The 19,322-nt window shown below is 56.0% G+C and carries 9 protein-coding genes and 3 pseudogenes; 9 read left to right on the top strand and 3 right to left on the bottom strand.

The features are described 5' to 3' along the window. The first annotated feature begins 34 nt into the window (after window positions 1-34). A pseudogene (locus OZX57_RS06950) lies at window positions 35-1,704 on the top strand (ribonuclease J). Window positions 1,705-1,829: 125 nt separating this feature from the next. Then, window positions 1,830-2,672 carry a phosphatase PAP2 family protein gene (locus OZX57_RS06945; RefSeq protein WP_277161950.1) on the top strand — a complete coding sequence of 281 codons (843 nt, stop codon included), beginning with the start codon at window positions 1,830-1,832 and terminating at the stop codon, window positions 2,670-2,672. A 698-nt stretch (window positions 2,673-3,370) separates the two neighbouring features. On the opposite strand, the gene OZX57_RS06940 is transcribed toward OZX57_RS06945, so the two are convergent. Together OZX57_RS06940 and OZX57_RS06935 are read right to left on the bottom strand one after the other, a co-directional pair. Further along, on the bottom strand, window positions 3,371-3,655 hold the full coding sequence (locus OZX57_RS06940; protein WP_277161949.1) for a hypothetical protein: 285 nt from the start codon (window positions 3,653-3,655) through the stop codon (window positions 3,371-3,373). A 13-nt stretch (window positions 3,656-3,668) separates the two neighbouring features. Next, on the bottom strand, window positions 3,669-4,070 hold the full coding sequence (locus OZX57_RS06935; RefSeq protein ID WP_277161948.1) for a hypothetical protein: 402 nt from the start codon (window positions 4,068-4,070) through the stop codon (window positions 3,669-3,671). Between the two features lie 136 nt (window positions 4,071-4,206). Between OZX57_RS06935 and pepN the strand changes: the two are divergent. From pepN to OZX57_RS06920, 3 genes and pseudogenes are all read left to right on the top strand, one after another. Next, window positions 4,207-6,818, top strand: a pseudogene (pepN, locus tag OZX57_RS06930) (aminopeptidase N). 182 nt (window positions 6,819-7,000) lie between these two features. Continuing rightward, a pseudogene (glmM, locus tag OZX57_RS06925) lies at window positions 7,001-8,387 on the top strand (phosphoglucosamine mutase). Further along, window positions 8,387-9,148, top strand: a complete 762-nt coding sequence (locus OZX57_RS06920) for a peptide deformylase (RefSeq protein WP_277161947.1) — start codon at window positions 8,387-8,389, stop codon at window positions 9,146-9,148. The pseudogene glmM and the gene OZX57_RS06920 overlap by 1 nt, the downstream one beginning before the upstream one ends. 24 nt (window positions 9,149-9,172) lie before the next feature. Here OZX57_RS06920 and OZX57_RS06915 read toward each other — a convergent pair whose 3' ends face one another. Further along, window positions 9,173-10,162: a response regulator transcription factor gene (locus OZX57_RS06915; protein ID WP_277161946.1), complete on the bottom strand. Its 990-nt coding sequence runs from the start codon at window positions 10,160-10,162 to the stop codon at window positions 9,173-9,175. A 366-nt stretch (window positions 10,163-10,528) separates the two neighbouring features. On the opposite strand from OZX57_RS06915, the gene OZX57_RS06910 reads away from it, so the two are divergent. The 4 genes from OZX57_RS06910 to OZX57_RS06895 all read left to right on the top strand — a co-directional run bounded on the left by OZX57_RS06910 (window position 10,529) and on the right by OZX57_RS06895 (window position 19,072). Then, window positions 10,529-12,163, top strand: coding sequence for an FGGY-family carbohydrate kinase (locus OZX57_RS06910; RefSeq protein ID WP_277161945.1), 1,635 nt, complete (start codon window positions 10,529-10,531; stop codon window positions 12,161-12,163). A 191-nt stretch (window positions 12,164-12,354) separates the two neighbouring features. After that, window positions 12,355-13,047: an L-ribulose-5-phosphate 4-epimerase gene (locus tag OZX57_RS06905; protein ID WP_277161944.1), complete on the top strand. Its 693-nt coding sequence runs from the start codon at window positions 12,355-12,357 to the stop codon at window positions 13,045-13,047. Window positions 13,048-13,097: 50 nt separating this feature from the next. Next, window positions 13,098-14,615, top strand: coding sequence for an L-arabinose isomerase (gene araA / locus OZX57_RS06900; RefSeq protein ID WP_277162979.1), 1,518 nt, complete (start codon window positions 13,098-13,100; stop codon window positions 14,613-14,615). Between the two features lie 428 nt (window positions 14,616-15,043). Next, window positions 15,044-19,072: an ATP-binding cassette domain-containing protein gene (locus OZX57_RS06895; protein ID WP_277161943.1), complete on the top strand. Its 4,029-nt coding sequence runs from the start codon at window positions 15,044-15,046 to the stop codon at window positions 19,070-19,072. The last annotated feature ends 250 nt before the right edge of the window (window positions 19,073-19,322 follow it).

Below are 19,322 nucleotides of genomic sequence, written 5' to 3'. Positions count from 1 at the left end.
GCTGATTGCTCCGCCGAAGTACCGCAAGGGCTCCATGCGCATCGTGCCGCTCGGCGGCCTCGGCGAAATCGGCCGCAACATGAACGTGATCGAATACAACGGCCACCTGCTGCTGGTCGATTGCGGCGTGCTCTTCCCCGATGAGGAGCAGCCCGGCGTTGATCTCATCCTCCCTGATTTCAGCTATATCAAGGACCGTCTCGACGACATCGAAGCGCTCGTGCTGACCCACGGCCATGAAGACCACATTGGCGGCGTGCCTTACCTGCTCAACCTGCGTCCGGACATCCCGCTCATCGGCTCCAAGCTCACGCTGGCCTTCGTCAAGGCCAAGTGCGAGGAGCACCACCAGAACCCGCGCTGCGTCGAGGTCACCGGCCGCGACAAGCTCAAGGTTGGCCCGTTCAACCTCGAATTCGTCGCCGTCACCCATTCGATTCCTGACGCGTTGGCCGTGTGCATCAGCACGCCTGCTGGCACCGTCATCGACACCGGTGACTTCAAGCTCGACCAGCTGCCCATCGACCACCGCATCACTGATCTGGTGGAGTTCGGCAAGCTCGGTGAAAAGGGCGTCGACCTCGTGATGGTTGATTCCACCAACGCCGAGGTTCCGGGCTTTGTCCGCCCGGAGAGCACCATCGGCCCCGAGCTCGAGCGTGCCTTCAGCGAGGCCACCCGCAAGATTATCGTTGCCTCCTTCTCCAGCCACGTCCATCGTGTGCAACAGGTCGTTGACGCCGCACACAAGGTCGGCCGCAAGGTCGTCTTCGTGGGCCGTTCGATGGTGCGCAACATGTCCATCGCCGCCGATCTCGGCTACTTGCACATCCCTGAAGGAACCGTGGTCGACCTCAAGAAGGCCAAAGACATCCAGGACAACAAGCTCGTCTACATGTGCACCGGTTCGCAGGGTGAGCCGATGGCCGCGCTTGGCCGTATCGCCGACGGCACCCACCGCGACATCACCATCAACGAGTTCGACACCGTCGTGATGGCCAGCTCTCTGATTCCCGGCAACGAGAACGAGGTCTACGGCCTGATCAACAAGCTCGTGCAGAAGGGTGCGCGCGTCATCAATCGCGACAACGCGAAGATTCACGTTTCCGGCCACTCCAACGAGGGTGAGCTCACCTATTTCTACAACATTTTGAAGCCCAAGTGCGTCATGCCGATTCACGGTGAGAACCGCCACCTGGTCGCCAACGGTCTTGTGGCCGTCAAGACCGGCGTTGACCCGCAGAACGTTGTGCTTGCTGAGGACGGCGACGTGGTTGACCTCTATCATGGTCAGGCTGCGGTCGTCGGCTCTGTGCCGTGCGGCTATGTCTACGTCGACGGCGATACCGTCGGCGAACTCACGGACGAAGAGCTCGAGAAGCGCAAGGTGCTCGCACCGAAGGTTTCGTTTCCGCGTTCGCCGTGGTCGATACCGACGCCAAGAACGTTATCTCCGGCCCGAAGGTCTACCTGAACGCGATGCCCGAGGACGAAAGCGAGTTCGAGAAGGTGCGTCATCAGATCGTCCAACAGCTCGAGGACGCGATGATGGATGGCACTCACGACACCTACAAGCTCCAGCAGATCATGCGCCGCACCATCGGCAGCTGGGTCTCCCGTCAGCTTCATCGCAAGCCGATGATCGTTCCGGTCGTCGCCGACATCGCCCACGACGTCATCGATGGCACGCCGTCAGGCCGCTAAGTCTGAACCTGGCTTGTTGATATTTGGATTGGTTTTATCGCAAATAATCTGAACAAGCTGTTATATGATTTCCCCGGTAGGTTTCGCACTTGCCGGGGATTTTATGAATGACAAGGAATGAACGTATGAAAAAGATATTTCCTGCAACGGCTATCGGCGCATTGGTGCTGCTGATCATCGGCACCTTTGCCGATCTGCGCATCGACCAGGTGCTTTATATGCCGGGCAACGGATTCTCGTCCTTCTTCGAGCGTTTGGCACCGCTCATCGGCGCGACGGTTCTGATGATCGGCGCGGCTTTGCTGTTCTGGACCTATAAGTTTGTCAAGGAAAATCTGGCGAAGCTGGTGGTTTCAGGCCTGGTCTACCTCGGTTCGACGCTTATCGCCTTGGTGCTGTGTCATAAATATTGCCATACGCCTGGCGTGGTATACGGCGTTATCGTCGCGGTGCTGATTGCCTGGCTCGTCAGCAGGATTCCCGACAATCTGAAACAACGCTATCGTTGGGCCGGCATCGCGATTGTGGCGGTATTCCTTTGCTCAATAGCCGTGTTGGAAGTTGCCAAAGTCATCTGGGGCCGTGTGCGTTTCCGCGCAATGCAGGGTGATTTCGACCTATTCACTCCTTGGTATCACCCCAACGGTAAGCATTTCCGTTCTGCCGTTGCCGTGGCAGACAATATCAAATCCTTCCCCTCCGGCCATTCGCAATTTGCCGGTGCGGTTTTGTCGCTCTGCTTGCTCGCTTTGGTGAACCCGAACTGGAAGGACAAGGAAAGCATGGTTTATGGTGTCGCGCTGGTCTATGCCCTGGTTGTTATGTTCAGCCGCATGATGCAGGGCGCTCATTTCCTCTCCGACGTCACCGTCGGTTTTGCTCTTCCGTTCCTCGCCCTTTGGCTGGCGCGTTACCTGTTGATAAAGCAGCTCGCGCAGCATTATCCGCAAGAATACGAGCTTGCGTGATTTCGTTGATAAGCAATTGATGAAAAACGGCGACTATCAGAATTTTGGTGGTTGCCGTTTTCCTGATTTAAAACTCGTGTGGGCCGTCAGTCAAAGCCAACGGCCCACACGAATCCATCAAATAGTAAGGGCGATAACGATAAGACGCCCTATCGATGAAGCCCAACAAGGCGAAGCTTTAAAGACCCGGGCAAGTGCCTTGAAGTGAACCGACTTCAATCGACTTTTTGAGCGTATCACGGTCCTTATGAATCTACAACTTTTCTCAAGATTCTTGATTTGTATATGAAGAAATCTTGATTTTCCTTGATTTTTTGCCAGTTAATTTGCAATTCATTTCTTGATATGTCACGTTGGTTATGCCGCACGTATGCGGCAGGTGATCCCTGAACCGGAGAACCGGAAACGTACGTGCGACCGGCTTGGGCCAAAAGGTCGGCCGACATTGAATAGTGGAGGTCAGAAATGGCGTCTTATAACGATAACAAGCCCGGGAACTCCGGGCTCTGCTGGCTCGTGGCAACAGTGTTGCTCACGATCGTGCGCAAGGTTGGCTCACTTGTAGCAGCGGCAGTCCTGCTGATTTGCCTGTTGTACGCGATTAGCAGGATGGAGTAGTGCCGGCACCTCGTTATTCTGACAGGTAGCAAGGCAGGTTTCGGCGGCGGAGCGATCTGCCGCCGTTTTCATAAGGGTTGTTATTTCACCGTGGAAACGTAGACCTTGTGGCTACGTGGAAATTCGCGTTTGAACGCCTGCTTGACAGCGCGCTTGCGGGCGTGGATGTCTTTGGAATCATTGGTAAAGGCTGTGCTTTCGTCACGATAGCCTTGCTCATGCAGAATGACGCCATTGTGGTCGTGTTCAAGGCAGAGCGAACGGTCCTTTTTGGCAGTCAGAAACGTAAGCTTCTTATACTCCGATTTTGCCGTTGCCGCGTTCTCCATCATGCTCAGCGCCTGTTTGACAGGAATCAGTCGCATAGTCCGGCCTCCTTCAGACTGTGTTCCAGCAAATGCGTGAACTCGTCTTTTGCAAGGTCGAGGAAATGAACAGCACCGTGACGTCTGGGATGGTTTCATCGTCGCTGTTGTTGTTACCATTGCCGAACGTATCGGTACCGTTGACGATAAAGGCGACGCGCGCCGATCCAGTGCGCTTGAGATTGATGCGGCATTCATAGACGCATTGACCGTTCACCCGTGCCGAAACGGCCCGCTTGACCTTCGACATTCCGGTCTGCAATTGTACGGTCAGAGCGTGTTCAATGCAGGTCTTGATGGTGCTTTCATCATCGCGGTGCTTCTTGAAAAACTGCTTGCATCCCGACCGCTCATAGGCGATAGTCGCTGCCATCATGACCTGATTTCTCGAACTGTTCTCAACTGCTTTCAGCATAAGGACGTCTTCGACATCCTCACGGTGAGCGGTGGATGAGTGTCGGTATTCGCGCTTCGCCTAGAAACGCAGCAAACGTAACTACCACTGGCATAATGGTAAGTAGCGTTGTCTTTCATCGTCCAAAAGGAGCGAAATGCCAGGAGCGAATCTCACCCGTGTCGAAGCCGAGGAACGTAAGTCGGTCATTACCGGACCGGTTAGCTATCATGTCGATCTTGATCTGACGAAGGGGCCGAAGAATTTCCCATCGATTGCGGAAATTACTTTTGATGCCAAACCTGGTACCTCCAGTTTCGCCGATCTCATTGCCGATGAGGTCAGTGACATCGAGCTCAACGGTGAGTCGCTGGACCCGGCCAAATACTTTGTTGACAGCCGCATCGAACTGCCGAATCTCAAGGCGCACAACACGTTGAAGGTTGTCGCATCCTGCCAATATTCGACCACTGGCGAGGGCTTGCATCGCTCCGTCGATCCCGCTGACGGCAACGTCTACCTTTATTCCCAGTTCGAGGTTCCGGATGCTCGCCGCGTCTACGCCGTGTTCGACCAGCCTGATATCAAGGCAACGTTCGATTTCGAAGTTACCGCACCGCAGTCCTGGCTCGTCACCTCGAACACCCCGGTCAAGTCCACTGAAAACCTCGATACGATGACCGCTGAGGGTACGTTGGGAACGCATCCTGCTGAATCTACCAAGCGTTGGGTTTTCGAGACCACGCCGAAGATGAGTTCCTACCTCACCGCCATCTGCGCTGGTCCGTACGCCGAGTGGCACACTACGTATGCCAATGAGGACGGCCGCACCATCCCGATGGCCCAATATTGCCGTCAATCTCTGAAGAGTGATTTCGACAAGGACGTCGACTATCTCTTCGACATCACCAAGAAGGGCTTCGCCTTCTACGCCAAGACCTGGGGCGTGCCCTATCCGTACGCCAAGTTCGACCAGATTTACGTGCCTGAGTACAACGCTGGCGCGATGGAGAACATCGGCATGGTCACCATCCGAGACTCCTATGTTTTCGGCTCCAAAGTCACCGACGCGTTGGCCGAGCGCCGTGTGGTCACCGTGCTGCACGAGCTCGCTCACATGTGGTTCGGCGACCTGGTGACGATGAAGTGGTGGAATGATTTGTGGCTGAACGAATCCTTCGCCGAGTTCATGTCGAGTTTGTCGACCGCAGAAGCCACGGAATGGAAGGATTCTTGGGCCACATTCACGTCGGGGAGAAGAGCTGGGGCCTGAACCAGGACCAGCTGCCGACCACCCATCCGATCACCGCGCCGATCAACGACCTGCACGATACCGAAGTGAATTTCGACGGCATCACCTACGCCAAGGGCGGCTCCGTCTTGAAGCAACTCGTGGCCTACGTCGGGCGTGACAAGTTCTTCAAGGGCATTAACAGCTACTTGAACAAGCACAAGTACGACAACGCCACGCTGAATGATTTGCTGATCGAGTTGGAAGCGGCAAGCGGCCGTGATCTCAAGACCTGGAGCAAACAGTGGCTCGAGGAAGCCGGCATCAACACCATTGCCGCTGATGTTGAAGAGAACGGCGACGGGACCATCAAATCGCTGACTCTGACCCAGACCGCACCCGCCGAACACCCTGTGCTGCGTACGCATCGCATGGCCATCGGTTTCTACAACCGCGACGCGGCAACCGGTAAGGTCGTGCGCACCGACCGGATCGAGCTTGATGTCAACGGCGAGACGACCGTGGCTTCCGAAGCCGCTGGTAAGAAGCGTCCCGATTTCATCCTTCTGAACGACGATGACCTGACCTACACCAAGCTGCGTTTCGACAGCAAGTCGCGCGAGTTCGCCGCCGATCATCTCTTTGAGTTTGACGACGCACTGGCACGTGCCGTGGTTTGGCTGGCATTCTGGGACATGACCCGAGACGCCGAATTCCCGGCGGAACGCTTCATCGACCTGAGTCTGAAGATGCTTTCGACCGAACACGAGTCCACTACGTTCCGCTATGCGTTGAGCTGCCTGAAGACCACGGCCACCCACTATGTCGCTCCCGCACGCCGCGAGGCCGTCGACAAGCACGTTGCCGAAGGACTGTGGGACCTGGCCAACGAGGCCGAGGCCGGCAGCGATGAACAGTTCCAGCTGGTCAGCGCCTATCTTGGTTACGGCGAGCAGGGCGATGCCCTCTTCATCTCCAATGTCAAGAATTTGCTTTCCGGCTCGTTGAAGCTCAAAGGCCTTGAAATCGACAACAACATGCGCTGGGCGCTGGTGAAGGCGCTCGCTGCCGTCGGTGAGATGGACGACGAGGCGATTGATGCGGAACTGAAGCTCCGCGACACCACCGACAACCGAGAATTCGCTTATGGTGCGCGTGCCTCCGTGCCGACCGCCGAGGCCAAGGCGTGGGCTTGGGGCGCCTCGATTCATGATCTGAGCCTTACCAATTCGCAGCTTGATGCGGCAGCGCTCGGCTTCTCGTCGAATCTCAAGGGCAAGTTGGCGGCGCCATATACCGCCAAATACTACGACACCGTCGATTGGATTTGGGAGAACCGTACCTTCCATATGGCCGAAACGCTGCTGGAAGACCTCTATCCCTCCTATGCCGACCCGGCGGAGCTGGTGAACCTGGGCGACGAATGGCTGGAATCGCACAAGGACGCCGCGCGTGCTCTGCGCAACATCGTCATCGGCAATGTTGAATCCTCCCGCCGAGCCCTCAAGGTCAGTGCCTACAACGCCAGCCTGAAATAGATATTCCTGGCCTGGGTGCCACGACTCGTCAGCGTTCATTTGCATCCTCGTCTCCGGCCAACATCTTTCCGAATCGCCAAATGCGACGAAATCGGGCAATATTGGCCGGGGCGTGGCGTTCGTGAGCGGCGTTGAGTTAGGATGGTTTGAGCAATATTCGTGTAAACGGAGGATGTGGCGGCATGCCCAATATGTTTGGAACCGATGGTGTTCGCGGATTGGCGAACAGGGATTTGACCGCGAAACTGGCGCTCGATTTGGGTGACGCAGCGGTACGTGTACTGGGTGATTCATCGGGAACCGAGGAAGAGCATCGGGAAGGGCGTCGCCGTGCTTTGATTGGCCGCGATACCCGTGTTTCTGGTGATTTCCTGGCTTCGGCGCTCGCTGCAGGCATGAGTGCCGGCGGGTTCGACGTCATCGATGCCGGCATTATTCCTACTCCTGGCGTGGCGTACTTGACTAGTGAATTGAACGTTGAGATGGGTGCTGTCATCTCCGCTTCACATAACCCGATGCCTGACAATGGCATCAAGTTCTTTGCTCGTGGTGGTTTCAAGCTGCCCGACAAAAAAAGACGAGATCGAAGCAGTACTCGGCAAGGACTGGGACCGTCCGACCGGCGCGGGTGTTGGCCGTGTGAGCCACGACGTTACCACCGCCACCAACATGTATATCGATCATCTGGTCGCGTCCATTGCGCCGATTGCGCCTGACAAGACGCAGCCGAAGCCACTCAAGGGCCTGAAGATTGTGGCCGACTGTGCTAATGGCGCCACCTCCGTGGTTGCGCCTGAGGCATTGCGTCGTGCCGGCGCCGAAGTGCTGGTCATCAATGCTTCTCCCGATGGCTACAACATCAACAAGAAGGCCGGTTCCACCCATCCCGAGCAGTTGCAGGCCATGGTCAAGGCATCCGGTGCCGTAATGGGCGTGGCCTTCGATGGCGACGCCGACCGCTGTTTGGCCGTGGATGAGGACGGCAACATGGTCAATGGCGATCAGGTCATGGGCATTCTCGCGCGTGCCAAAAAGCGCGAAGGCAAACTCAACCACGATACGCTCGTCGTCACGGTGATGAGCAACCTCGGCTTGAAGCTCGCGTTGAAGGACATGGGCATTGCCACTGTCGAGACCAACGTCGGCGACCGCTATGTCCTTGAGGAAATGCTCAAGGGCGATTACTCGCTTGGCGGCGAGCAGTCCGGCCACGTCATCAACCGTGAGTTCGCCACCACCGGTGACGGCACGCTCACCGCGCTGACGCTTTGCAACGAGGTCGTCAAGTCTGGTAAGTCGTTGAAGCAGCTGGCTGCCGATTTCCCGCAGCTGCCGCAGCAGCTGATCAATGTCCCCAACGTCGACAAGAAGGCTGCACCCACCAATGCCAAGGTGCAGGATGCCGTTGCTCAAGAAGAGAAGCTGCTTGGCTCCACCGGCCGTGTGCTGCTTCGCCCCAGCGGCACCGAACCTCTTGTCCGTGTAATGGTAGAAGCGGAAACGCAGCAGCAGGCCGATGAGGTCTGCCAGCGTCTTGCCGCAGTAGTAGCTGAGGAGCTTGCGATCTGATGTTTTCGCACAATGCAAAAGTAGATGTTGAACTCAATCATGCCGTCGAGCATCTGCTCAAGTCGGCAGGCAAAGACAAGGTCCTTCCCATCGTGCAGATGGGGGAGCCGGTCCTTCGTCAGAATGCTGCGGAATACGACGGACAGCTGAGCAAAAAAACCTTGACCAAACTCATCGAAGCCATGCGTGTCACCATGCTTGAGGCTCCTGGTGTCGGCGTCGCCGCCTCGCAAATCGGTTTGGGATTGCGCATTGCCGTGGTCGAAGACCATGTCCGTCCCGGCGGCAGAGGCATCACCGATAATCCCAATGGCAGTGTGGGACGTAAGGATGACGATGATTCTTCGGGTGCGGAAGAGAACTCCGAGAATGGGAACGTCATTGATGACACGAACGATCCGCGTGAAATCGCGGAATTCCCGTTCCGTGCCCTCATCAACCCGACGTATGAGCCCATTGGCACCGAACAACGCAGCTTCTACGAAGGATGCCTGAGTTTCTCGGGTTATCAGGCCGTGCGCCGTCGTTGGCTCGACATCACTGCCCGTTGGCAGGACGAAGACGGCAACAAGCATGAGGAACATCTGCATGGCTGGCCCGCGCGTATTTTCCAGCATGAGACGGATCATCTTAGCGGCGAGGTCTATATCGACCAGGCCGAAATTCGTTCTCTGGCTACGGACGAAAATCTTGAGGACTACTGGTGTGAAGACCCGGTGCCGACGGATGCCGCTCGCGAACTCGGTTTCAAACTGGCTTGATTGCTTCCTGGATGGTAGCCGCTTTCAACCTGTCCCGTTTTTCTGTTGACAGATGAGCAGTGTATCCATCCAGGTCTTTGCATGGCATTTGCTCTTGATGTGGCTACGATGAGAATAAACGGTGCTGGCGGAAATGCCCAGACGTTTGGCGATTTGCTGCGGTTTCAGGCCGAGGATGCTGAATTTGACAATTTGCAATTCTGTGGGAGTGAGCGGAACCGAGATTAATCGGTCTTGATGCTCCGACTGCATGTTTTGGTGTTGTGCTGCGAGATTGTGGCTTGTTGGCGCGGATGCGGCGAGGTCGTGAACCTGTTTTCTGCGATTGTTGCGTAGGGAAACTGCCTTGTTTTGTTGCGACATGTTCTTTTGACTCGATGATGAAGGCTGACTTTGCCATTGGCTTGCCGGTTTTGATATGTGTGTAGCGATTGCTGGTGGTTTGCGCTCGGAAGTCGCGGCGTGATGACGGTTTGGACTACAAGGACAATATGTTTGTGGCACCAGGCACAACTGTGGTTGACAGGCCTCAGGTTTGCAATGGATAAACGGAGATCTGTCGGCTATTGCTTGTTCCTCGGGTGATCGGTGTCGCGGCGTTCTTTCCCGATAGATGGCATCGATAATACGTGGGAGCTCATGGTTCAGTTGTGCTTTATCGACAATGCAACGCATTTGCGAAGTTTGTTTTGTTCGGTGCCGATATTTTCCGATATGAGAAGTCATACCGATGACGATGATGTCGGAACGGGCCTTGGCAAGTTCATGGAAAATGTCGCAGTCTTTCCGCTCTTTTAGAGTCATGTCGATGATGACGATATCTACAGGATGAAAGTCATACAGGCATTTTTGCACCCCATCTTCGAGTTTGGTGGTGCCCCATATCCTGACATGGCAGCCATTGCGATTTTGCAGATGACTGAGCATGGTTTTCTCGTAATGCAAGGCGCATGGGTCGTCGTCGATGACAACAATGTGCAATTCATCCCAAGAGGATGGTCTTCTCTCTTCCATCGTTCAAGCCTATATAACACATTGTGAAATTCCTAATTACATTGTAAAAGTTCAAGATTTCTTGATTTTTCTTCAAATTCGGCGTGACAATTTGACATTTCACAATGATGTGCAAGTCAAGATTTTTCGATGGCAGGCCGTGCGGCTCACAGTCGAGAATGCGGATGGCAGAGGTTGAGTGTAAGATGTGAGCTAAAGAAATGTGAGCGTTCACATTATTGCTGAGACATTGTCGTAAAGCAGTGATGAAAGGCTTGCAAACTGGCGAAAGATGGCTGGTTGGAACGATGAAGTATGTGCTTTGTCTGGGCGATCAGCGATTTCACCTGAACATAGCAGTCAGGATGACAGCAGAGGAGCTTGACGATGACAGTTGAGGCGGATACCACGGAGCAAGTGGCGGCGATAGCGGAGAAGATACGTGCAGGCAAGACCTCCCTTGGTATTGAATTCGGTTCCACACGTATCAAAGCCGTGCTTATTGACGATACCTATTCCACGATTGCTGCGGGCGATTATGACTGGGAGAACCACCTCGAAAACGGGCTTTGGACCTACTCGCTCGACGAGGTGTGGTCCGGCCTGCAAGCGGCATATGCGGCGCTCGCCTACGATGTCGAAAATGCCTACGGTGAGAAACTCACCAAAATCGGTGCCATGGGCTTCTCGGCGATGATGCACGGTTACCTCGCCTTCGATAAGGACGGCAAGCTGCTTGTCCCGTTCCGTACGTGGCGCAATTCCAACACGCACGAGGCGCACGAGAAACTTTCCGAGCTCTTCCAATACAACATCCCAGAGCGCTGGTCAATTGCGCATCTTTATCAGTGCATCCTCAACAAAGAGGATCACGTGCCGAACGTTGCATTCTTTACCACGCTTGCTGGTTACGTTCATTGGAAACTGACCGGCAAGAAGGTGCTGGGTGTTGATGATGCCTCCGGTATGTTCCCGATTGACCCGGAAACCCACGGCTGGAACAAGCACATGCTCGCGCAATTTTCGGCGTTGCCTGAGGTCGCTGCGCAGCCTTGGAAAATCGAGGATTTGCTGCCGACTCCGCTGGTTGCCGGAAGTGATGCCGGAACGCTTACAGCAGAGGGCGCTAAACTGCTCGACCCGACCGGAACGTTGCGGCCCGGCACACCGCTGGCTCCGCCGGAAGGTGATTCCGGCACCGGCATGGTCGCGACGAATTCCGTGCGCGTCGGCACCGGCAACGTTTCTGCAGGTACGTCGATTTTCGCTTCCGTCGTGCTCGATCACCCGTTGGAACGTCTGCATCCTGAAGTCGACCTCGTTTCGACCCCGGCGGGAGACCCATGCGGGATGAGCCATGCCAACAACTTCACCTCCGACCTGAACGCATGGATTAAGGTCTTCAGCGAGTTTGCCAAGGCCATCGGTACACCATTGGATGCCGCTACTCTTTATGGCACGCTGTTCCGTGCTGCCATCAGCGAGGACGCGGATGACAACGCCGGCGGACTCATCAATTATTGCTTCTATTCCGGCGAATTCTTGGCAGGGCTTGAAGAAGGTCGTCCGGTGTTCGCGCGTGGCCCGGAAAGTCACATGAACCTTGCGAATTTCATGCGTGCCCAACTCTTTGGTGCGTTCTCGCCGGTCAAGATTGGCATGGACATCATGACCAAGGACGAACACGTCAAGGTCGACTCGATGGTCGGCCATGGCGGCATCTTCACCACGCCGAAGGTAGCGCAGAAGATTCTTGCTGCGGCGTTCGATACCCCGATCAAGGTGATGTCGACAGCAGCGGAAGGTGGTGCCTGGGGCATGGCCGTGCTCGCCGATTATCTTTGGCACAAGGACACCCCACTCGATGTTTACCTCGATCAGCGCGTCTTTGCCAACGCCGAATCGACCACCGAGGAACCGGATCCCAAGGATGTCGCCGGTTTTGAAGACTTCTTCGCTCGGTTCACTAAGGCTCTCCCGATTGAGAAAGCTGCCATCGAGACTATCGATTTGGAAGGCTGAGGGTCTGGTTCAGAAAGCTAAGGCGAGTAAAGCCAAATAAGTGATTAACAGGACGGCGGAATGAATATTCTAAATTTTGTTAGCGCTCACTTTAGAAATTCACTCAATGTGCTTTCCAACAGATATTCAGTCAAAGACAACTTAACCAACAGTTTTAACCAAGAAACTTCATTAAGGAAGGAATAATAAATATGACTACGTTGGATGATTTTGGTCCTGAGGTGCGTGCCGAGGTGAAGCAGGTGCGCGAGGTCGTCGCCACTCTGCACGAGCAGCTGATCAAGTGGAATCTGGTGGTGTGGACTGCCGGCAACGTTTCCCAGCGTCTGCGTACGGCGGATCTGATGGTGATCAAGCCCAGCGGCATGCGCTATGAGAGCCTGACGCCGGAGTCGATGGTGGTGTGCGATCTGGATGGCGAGCCGGTGGACGGCCTGGCCTCGCCGAGCTCCGACACCAAGTCGCATGCCTACATCTATCGGAACATGCCGGGCGTTTACGGCGTGGTGCACACGCATTCGACGTATGCGACGGCCTGGGCGGCGACGGGTCAGGATATCCCGTGCGGTCTGACGATGATGGGCGACGAGTTCGGCGGGCCGGTGCCGGTGGGCCCGTTCGAGCTGATCGGTTCGGAGGCCATCGGCAGGGGCGTGGTGGATACCTTGAAGAAGTACCCCCATTCCCCGGCCGTGCTGATGCAGAACCACGGTCCCTTCACCATTGGCAGGGATGCTGAGTCTGCGGTGAAGGCCGCGGCGATGACCGAGGAGGTGGCGCATACGATGTGGGCCGCCCGTCAGATCGGCGACATCATCCCGATCGCGCAGGACGACATCGACAAGCTCAACGACCGCTACCAGAACATCTACGGCCAACACTAAATAATCTTGTTCCCTACAACGAAGTACATAACAATATAAAGGAAGTAATGATGACATTCGAAAATCCATTTGAAGGCAAGACCGTCTGGTTCGGCGTCGGCTCGCAGGACCTCTACGGCGAGGAAGCACTGCGTCAGGTCGCCGAGCAGTCCACGAAGATTGTTGACGCTCTGAACGCCACCGGCAAGATTCCAGTGAAGCTCGTCCTGAAGCCCACGCTGAAATCCTCCGATGGTGTGAAGCAATTTATGACCGAAGCCAGCGCCGACCCCAGCTGCATCGGCGTTATCGCCTGGATGCACACGTTCTCGCCGGCCAAGATGTGGATCCGCGGCCTGCAGGTGCTCACCAAGCCGCTGCTGCAGCTCAACACCCAGTTCCACAAGGAGATTCCGTGGGACACCATCGACATGGACTTCATGAACCTCAACCAGTCCGCCCACGGCGACCGTGAGTTCGGCTATATCGTCACTCGTCTTGGCATTCCGCGCAAGATCGTTGTCGGCCACTACACCGACCCCGAAGTCGCCGAGAGGATTGCCACCTGGGTTCGCGCCTGCGCCGGCTGGAACGAGTCGCAGAACATGCGAGTGATGCGCTGGGGCGACAACATGCGCAACGTCGCCGTCACCGAGGGCGACAAGACCGAGGCTGAGCGCGTCTTCGGCACGCAGGTCAACACCTGGGCCGTCAACGAGCTGGTCGGCTACTACGAGAAGGTCAAGGACGATCAGGTCAAGGGCATCATCGAGGACTACAAGGCCAAGTACGACGTGGCCCCTGAACTCTTGGACTCCCGTTATGAAGAGCTGTTCATCGCCGCCAAGGAAGAGGCAGCGATGGTCAACATGATGAAAGACAACGGCGCCACCGCTGCCGTCGACAACTTCGAGGACCTCGGCACTCTGTCGCAGCTGCCGGGCGTCGGCGCCCAGCGCCTGCCCAGCGAATACGGCTACGGCTTCTCCGCCGAAGGCGACTGGAAGACCTCGGTGCTCGTGCGTATCGCCAGCGTGATGGGTTACGGCCTTGAGGGCGGCTCCAGCCTGATGGAAGACTATTCCTACAACTTCGTGCCGGGCCACGAAATGGACATGGGCTCGCACATGCTCGAGGTCTCGCCCTCGGTCGGCACCATTGCCAAGCCGAAGCTCGAGATTCATCCGCTCGGCATCGGCAACAAGTCCGATCCGGTGCGTCTGGTCTTCACCGTTGCCCCGCACAAGGCTGCTACGGTCATCTCCATGGCCGACATGCGCGAACGCTTCCGTTTGCTGATGGACGTGGTCGACGTGGTCGAGCCGGAAGGTTCCTTGAAAGCGCTGCCGTGCGCCCGTGGTCTTTGGAAGCCGCGTCCGAGCCTCAAGACTGCTGCCGAGTGTTGGCTGCGCGCCGGTGGTTCGCACCACACCTGCATGACCACCTCCTTCGGCCGTGAGGGCTGGGAGGACTTCGCCCGTATCGCCGGCGTCGAGCTGGCCACCATCGACGAGAACACGACGCCGCGCGAATTCGAGCGCGACCTCGAGATTTCCGAAATGTATCATCGCCTCGACAATCGTTGCTGAAAGTCGCTTGTTGAGATAATGACAGCATGCAGCCATGATTCTCATTGATCGGTAAACGATTGATAAGGCACTCTACGGAATTCCGTAGAGTGCCTTTTTGAAAATCTCTTGGCTGAAAACCGCTTCTAAGGTCATCAACAGCATCAGTTGCATCCGTAACACCATCGGCGACACGGAACCGTTTACTCCCAGAATCTAGAATCTCGTGCGTTCCACAGCGAAGCAGTAACCTGACTATTGGTGTATGCGATGGCTAAGCGTCGATGATTCCGGCGCGCCGAAGCCTCATAATTATAGTGCTTTTGTGACGAATTTCGCTGGCGATTATCGTCGTATTCGGCCTACAGTATTGTGTAATAGGCGTTCTGTTTCAATGCGTTGCGCCCTTACTCTCGGGCCCGCTGCAGATAGTTGTTGGGAAGGTTTTTATGTTCGATCGTCGGCTGTTCACCCTCGTTCCGCGCAGTGGCGTGTTCGTCGCCGCGAAGGTGCTGAGCTTGTGGGTTTCCTTGCTGGCCGATATCGGGTTCGCTTTTATCGCCGTCGGTCTTCTTGGCAAGCTGTTCCCTGTGCTCACCGGTATCAACGCCAACGCCAAGCCCAGCGTGGCGGCCAAAATGCTGAAGGACTTCCAAGCGGTGCCGGAAGGTTATTCGGCTTTCGTTTTCGCTTTGGTCGTCATTGCCATCATCAAATATCTGGCTGTTCGATTTTCCCATTTTTTCGGTACCGAGGCTTCGGAGCGTATCAAGATATCGCTGCGTGAACGTCTATACAACAAGATGCTCGATTTGGGGCCGACTTATTCCGAACATGTGAAGACCGCCGATGTGGTGCAATCGCTGGCTGAGGGCATCGACCGGATACAGAGCTTCTTCGAATCGTTCCTGCCACAGCTGGCATTTGCGGTGCTGGCGCCATTGACGCTGTTTGTGGTGTTGTTGCCATTGAACGCGCCGACGGCCGGCGTGCTGCTGGTCTGTGCTCCTCTGATTATCGGTATCGTAGTTTTGGTTTCGATCGCAACCTCGCGTGCCTACGGGAAGTATTGGGATCAATACACCGACATGGGTGCTACATTCCTTGACAACGTTCAGGGGCTGGAGACACTGAAAACCTTCGATGCCGACGAGGCTGCCGCAAAGAATATGAGCCAAAAGTCGGAGAAGTTCCGCCAATCCTCCATGAAGGTGCTGCGCATAGAGCTGTTCTCACGGCTGGCGTTGGACCTGGTCTCGTATGGCGGGACCGCCGGGGCCATCGGCATTGTCATCTGGCAGGTCGCTTCCGGACACCTTAAATTGCCGGCGGCCTTGGTGTCCATACTGCTTGCGGTCATGTTCTTCGTCCCGTTGCGAAGGCTTGCGGATTACAACGACACGGCCATGAACGGGCTTTCCGCTGTGGAGCGCATTTATCGCCTGCTGGATGTTCCTGTTGTCAATGATGGTCAGGCTGCATTGCCGCAAGGTGTGGAAGACTGTTCGATTACGTTCCGTAATGTCAGTTACACGTATGCTCCGGTTCAGGAGACGAAGGACGACCCTCTGCCGACTCATCTCGTTCCTGCCGCGGCGTCTGTGGATGCGCAAACAGCGCCAACCAATGCGAAGGCCGACAAAACAGATCAAGGCCAGAGGGCGCTGGACTCGGTTAGTTTCACCACTCGTGCCAACGGATTCACTGCCATCGTCGGCGTCAGTGGTTCGGGTAAATCGACGGTCGCCTCGCTGATCGCCGGTACACGCAGCGATTACCAGGGGTCCATCAGGCTTGGCTATCGCGTTTTCGGCAGCGTCGGCAGCTGCGAATTGCACAGCCTGAAGAATCGCTCGCTCATGGACACCGTCACGTTGGTGGATTCACGCAGCCATCTGTTCACCGGAACGTTGCGCGAGAACCTGCTGATGGCGAAGCCTGATGCCACGGCCAATGAGATGTGGCTGGCGTTGGAGGGTGCGCATATTGACGATTTCGTCTATTCGCAGCCCCAGCGGCTCGATATGACCATCGAGGCCGATGCGCGCAACCTTTCCGGCGGCCAGCGTCAGCGTCTTTCGATTGCGCGGGCGCTGCTGCGTGACAGCCCGATTTACGTGTTCGACGAGGCGACCAGTAGCGTTGACGCAGACAGCGAGCATCTCATCGACGTGACCATTCGTGATCTGGCCAGAACTCACACGGTCATCGTCATCACCCATCGGCTTTCCCAGACGGTCGATGCCGGCAATGTCGTCGTGCTCGACGGTGGTCAGGTGGTGGAAAGCGGAACCCACGCAGAGCTTATGGCTCTGGATGGCCGATATGCCACGATGTTCCACACCCAGGAATCGATTGAACGCGTGTCTCATCGCAACAGCTGGGGAAGTGCTTACGCCAAGCCTCAGTCCGGCAATTCCGAGGTGAGAAGACCCTTTGATTTCACATTGTTGGATTATCGCACTCAGGATGAGCAGAACGATGACACTCAGCATGAGGAATCGAAGATGGCGTCCGATACGCGCAAGGGGAGTGCAGACGGTGCCGCCGTCCATAATGCGACAAGCGAATCTGCGCGCGTTCATTTCCCACTTACCAAGTCCAAGTCGAAGGCCGGCAATGACGATATCAATTCGGCCGCGGTGAAAGACGGTACAGCTGCTTCGAATGCGGGTAATGTCGCCACGCCTTCGCGTGAAGCGGGTCAGGGTTTCAACGGCACACGTTCTGACAAGCCGAACAATAGCGGCGATGAATCCGATTCGGTATTGAATGTCGGCAGCCGTCCGCACGATGACGGCAAGCCTATGGGCACCTTCCGCTTAGTGCTTCGGCTGCTTGGTTGCGTTGGCAGGCTCACCCCCATGATCATCGGTGCCAGCATTTGCGGGACTATCGGTCGTCTTGCCGATACCTTCCTGCCAGTCTTCGGTGTACTGGCGTTGATGGCGTTCTTTGGTCATCCCGTCTGGTCAATGAGCGTTGGATATTCGGCACTGGCCATGGTGGCATGTGTCTTGCTGCGCAGTTTGATGCGTTATGCCGAGGAATACTTGAACCACGACATGAGCTTCCAGATGCTTTCGCTCTTGCGTTCCAAGACTTTCGCGACTTTGCGCCGTCTGGCACCTGCAAGACTGATGAAGCATGGCGACGGCAACCTTACTACACTGATGACCTCCGACATCGAGCTTCTGGAGACCTTCTTTGCACATGCCATCTCGCCGGTAGTCATCGCCCTGACGACTTCGGCAGTCTTCGCGATTGCCCTGTGGACGCTGAATCCATGGTTCACGCTTCTGCTGGTGCTCGCCCACCTCTTCGTCGGAGTCGTTCTGCCTCGTTTCTATGCGGGCAATGTGCGCGGAATCGGCGGTAGGATTCGTAAAGATTCTGCCAAGCTCAGTGATCGGCTCATCGACGATATGCACGGGCTCGACGAAATTATCCGCTTCAACCAAGGGCGTCGTCGCTTGACCGATATCATTTCGGATGGCAAGAACCTCTGGCTGTTCAAAAGCAGGCTGAGCCGTAAAGACGGTGTGTTTGAAGGGCTTGGAGCCGTTTCGGTCATTGCGTTCACGTTCATCGCGATCAAGATGATGTTCGGCATCGTCCAGGCGAATCCCACATCGATGGCCATGTGCGTGGTCGCGGTCATACTTATTTTCAGCTCGTTTGGACCCACTCTCGCGCTCAACGCTCTGCCGGGCAGCCTCAATCAGCCGCTCGCCGCGGCACGCCGTCTCTTTGCGCTCTTTGATGAACAGCCGGCCGTCGAGGAAACTGGTAGAGACCAGCCAAAGTTCGCTAACGTTTCCCTGAAGGATGTGACGTTTGGCTATCCTGCCGCCCCTTCGAAATTCGGCAAGAGTTCTTCGCCGGCACTGGTGCTCAAAGACTTCAACTTCACGACCCTGCATTCCGGAATACTTGGTGTACAAGGGCCTTCGGGGCATGGCAAATCCACGATTCTGAAACTGATGATGCGCTATTGGGATCCGCAGAGTGGTTCGGTCGATTTCTCCGGCGAACCGCTGCCGAAGGTTGAGGCGCACTATCGCCGTCGCGTCGAGACGATGATGGATCAGGACACGTATCTGTTCGACGGAACGGTACGCGACAACCTGCTGGTCGCCGATCCGACGGCCAAGGACTCCGAAATGCATCGGGCGCTGGAACAGGCGTCGATTGCTGGTGCCATCGACGCTTTGCCGGACGGTTTGGATACCCCGGTCGGTGAGCTTGGCAGCAGGCTTTCGGAGGGGGAGCGACAACGCATCAGCCTGGCGAGGATTTTCCTCACCGGTGCCTCGTTGGTGCTGTTTGACGAGCCCACGAGCCGTGTGGACGCGCTGAACGAATCTGTGATTCTCCACTCGATCAACACGCTAGCCAACGAGCGTCCGGTCTCCATCGTCCTCGTTTCCCACCGTGCTTCCACCATGCAGATTGCCGATCGTGTGATAACGCTGTAAATCTTGGTGCGGAATTGGTTGCGTTCGATTTTCTGATTTGTGAGTGCGGGAGATTGTTTACTTGATAAATGCCGGTGAGTTTTGCTTGTACGTAGGGTTGCGCATGTAAGGAAACGGTCATCTGGAGGACGTGGGTGGCCATTTTTGAATGTGCGTGAAAAGGGTCTATCCGTTAAGAGACTATCGATGGCTGTTTTCGGCACCAACATTTATATGTTCTAAAACCATTGTCCCTATTTCATAGTTTGGG

The organism is Bifidobacterium sp. ESL0682 (assembly GCF_029392815.1).
Classification (GTDB): domain Bacteria; phylum Actinomycetota; class Actinomycetes; order Actinomycetales; family Bifidobacteriaceae; genus Bifidobacterium.
The sequence above is the reverse complement of the archived record's forward strand: the minus strand, read 5'-3'. Positions and strand labels throughout refer to the sequence as shown.

What these genes read in the sequence shown, in the direction of transcription:
- OZX57_RS06905 (WP_277161944.1), top strand. Translation starts at nt 12,355, where the DNA reads ATGACTACGTTGGATGATTTTGGTCCTGAGGTGCGTGCCGAGGTGAAG.
- OZX57_RS06920 (WP_277161947.1), top strand. Translation starts at nt 8,387, where the DNA reads ATGTTTTCGCACAATGCAAAAGTAGATGTTGAACTCAATCATGCCGTC.
- OZX57_RS06895 (WP_277161943.1), top strand. Translation starts at nt 15,044, where the DNA reads ATGTTCGATCGTCGGCTGTTCACCCTCGTTCCGCGCAGTGGCGTGTTC.
- araA (WP_277162979.1), top strand. Translation starts at nt 13,098, where the DNA reads ATGACATTCGAAAATCCATTTGAAGGCAAGACCGTCTGGTTCGGCGTC.
- OZX57_RS06945 (WP_277161950.1), top strand. Translation starts at nt 1,830, where the DNA reads ATGAAAAAGATATTTCCTGCAACGGCTATCGGCGCATTGGTGCTGCTG.
- OZX57_RS06935 (WP_277161948.1), bottom strand. Translation starts at nt 4,070, where the DNA reads ATGCTGAAAGCAGTTGAGAACAGTTCGAGAAATCAGGTCATGATGGCA.
- OZX57_RS06915 (WP_277161946.1), bottom strand. Translation starts at nt 10,162, where the DNA reads ATGGAAGAGAGAAGACCATCCTCTTGGGATGAATTGCACATTGTTGTC.
- OZX57_RS06940 (WP_277161949.1), bottom strand. Translation starts at nt 3,655, where the DNA reads ATGCGACTGATTCCTGTCAAACAGGCGCTGAGCATGATGGAGAACGCG.
- OZX57_RS06910 (WP_277161945.1), top strand. Translation starts at nt 10,529, where the DNA reads ATGACAGTTGAGGCGGATACCACGGAGCAAGTGGCGGCGATAGCGGAG.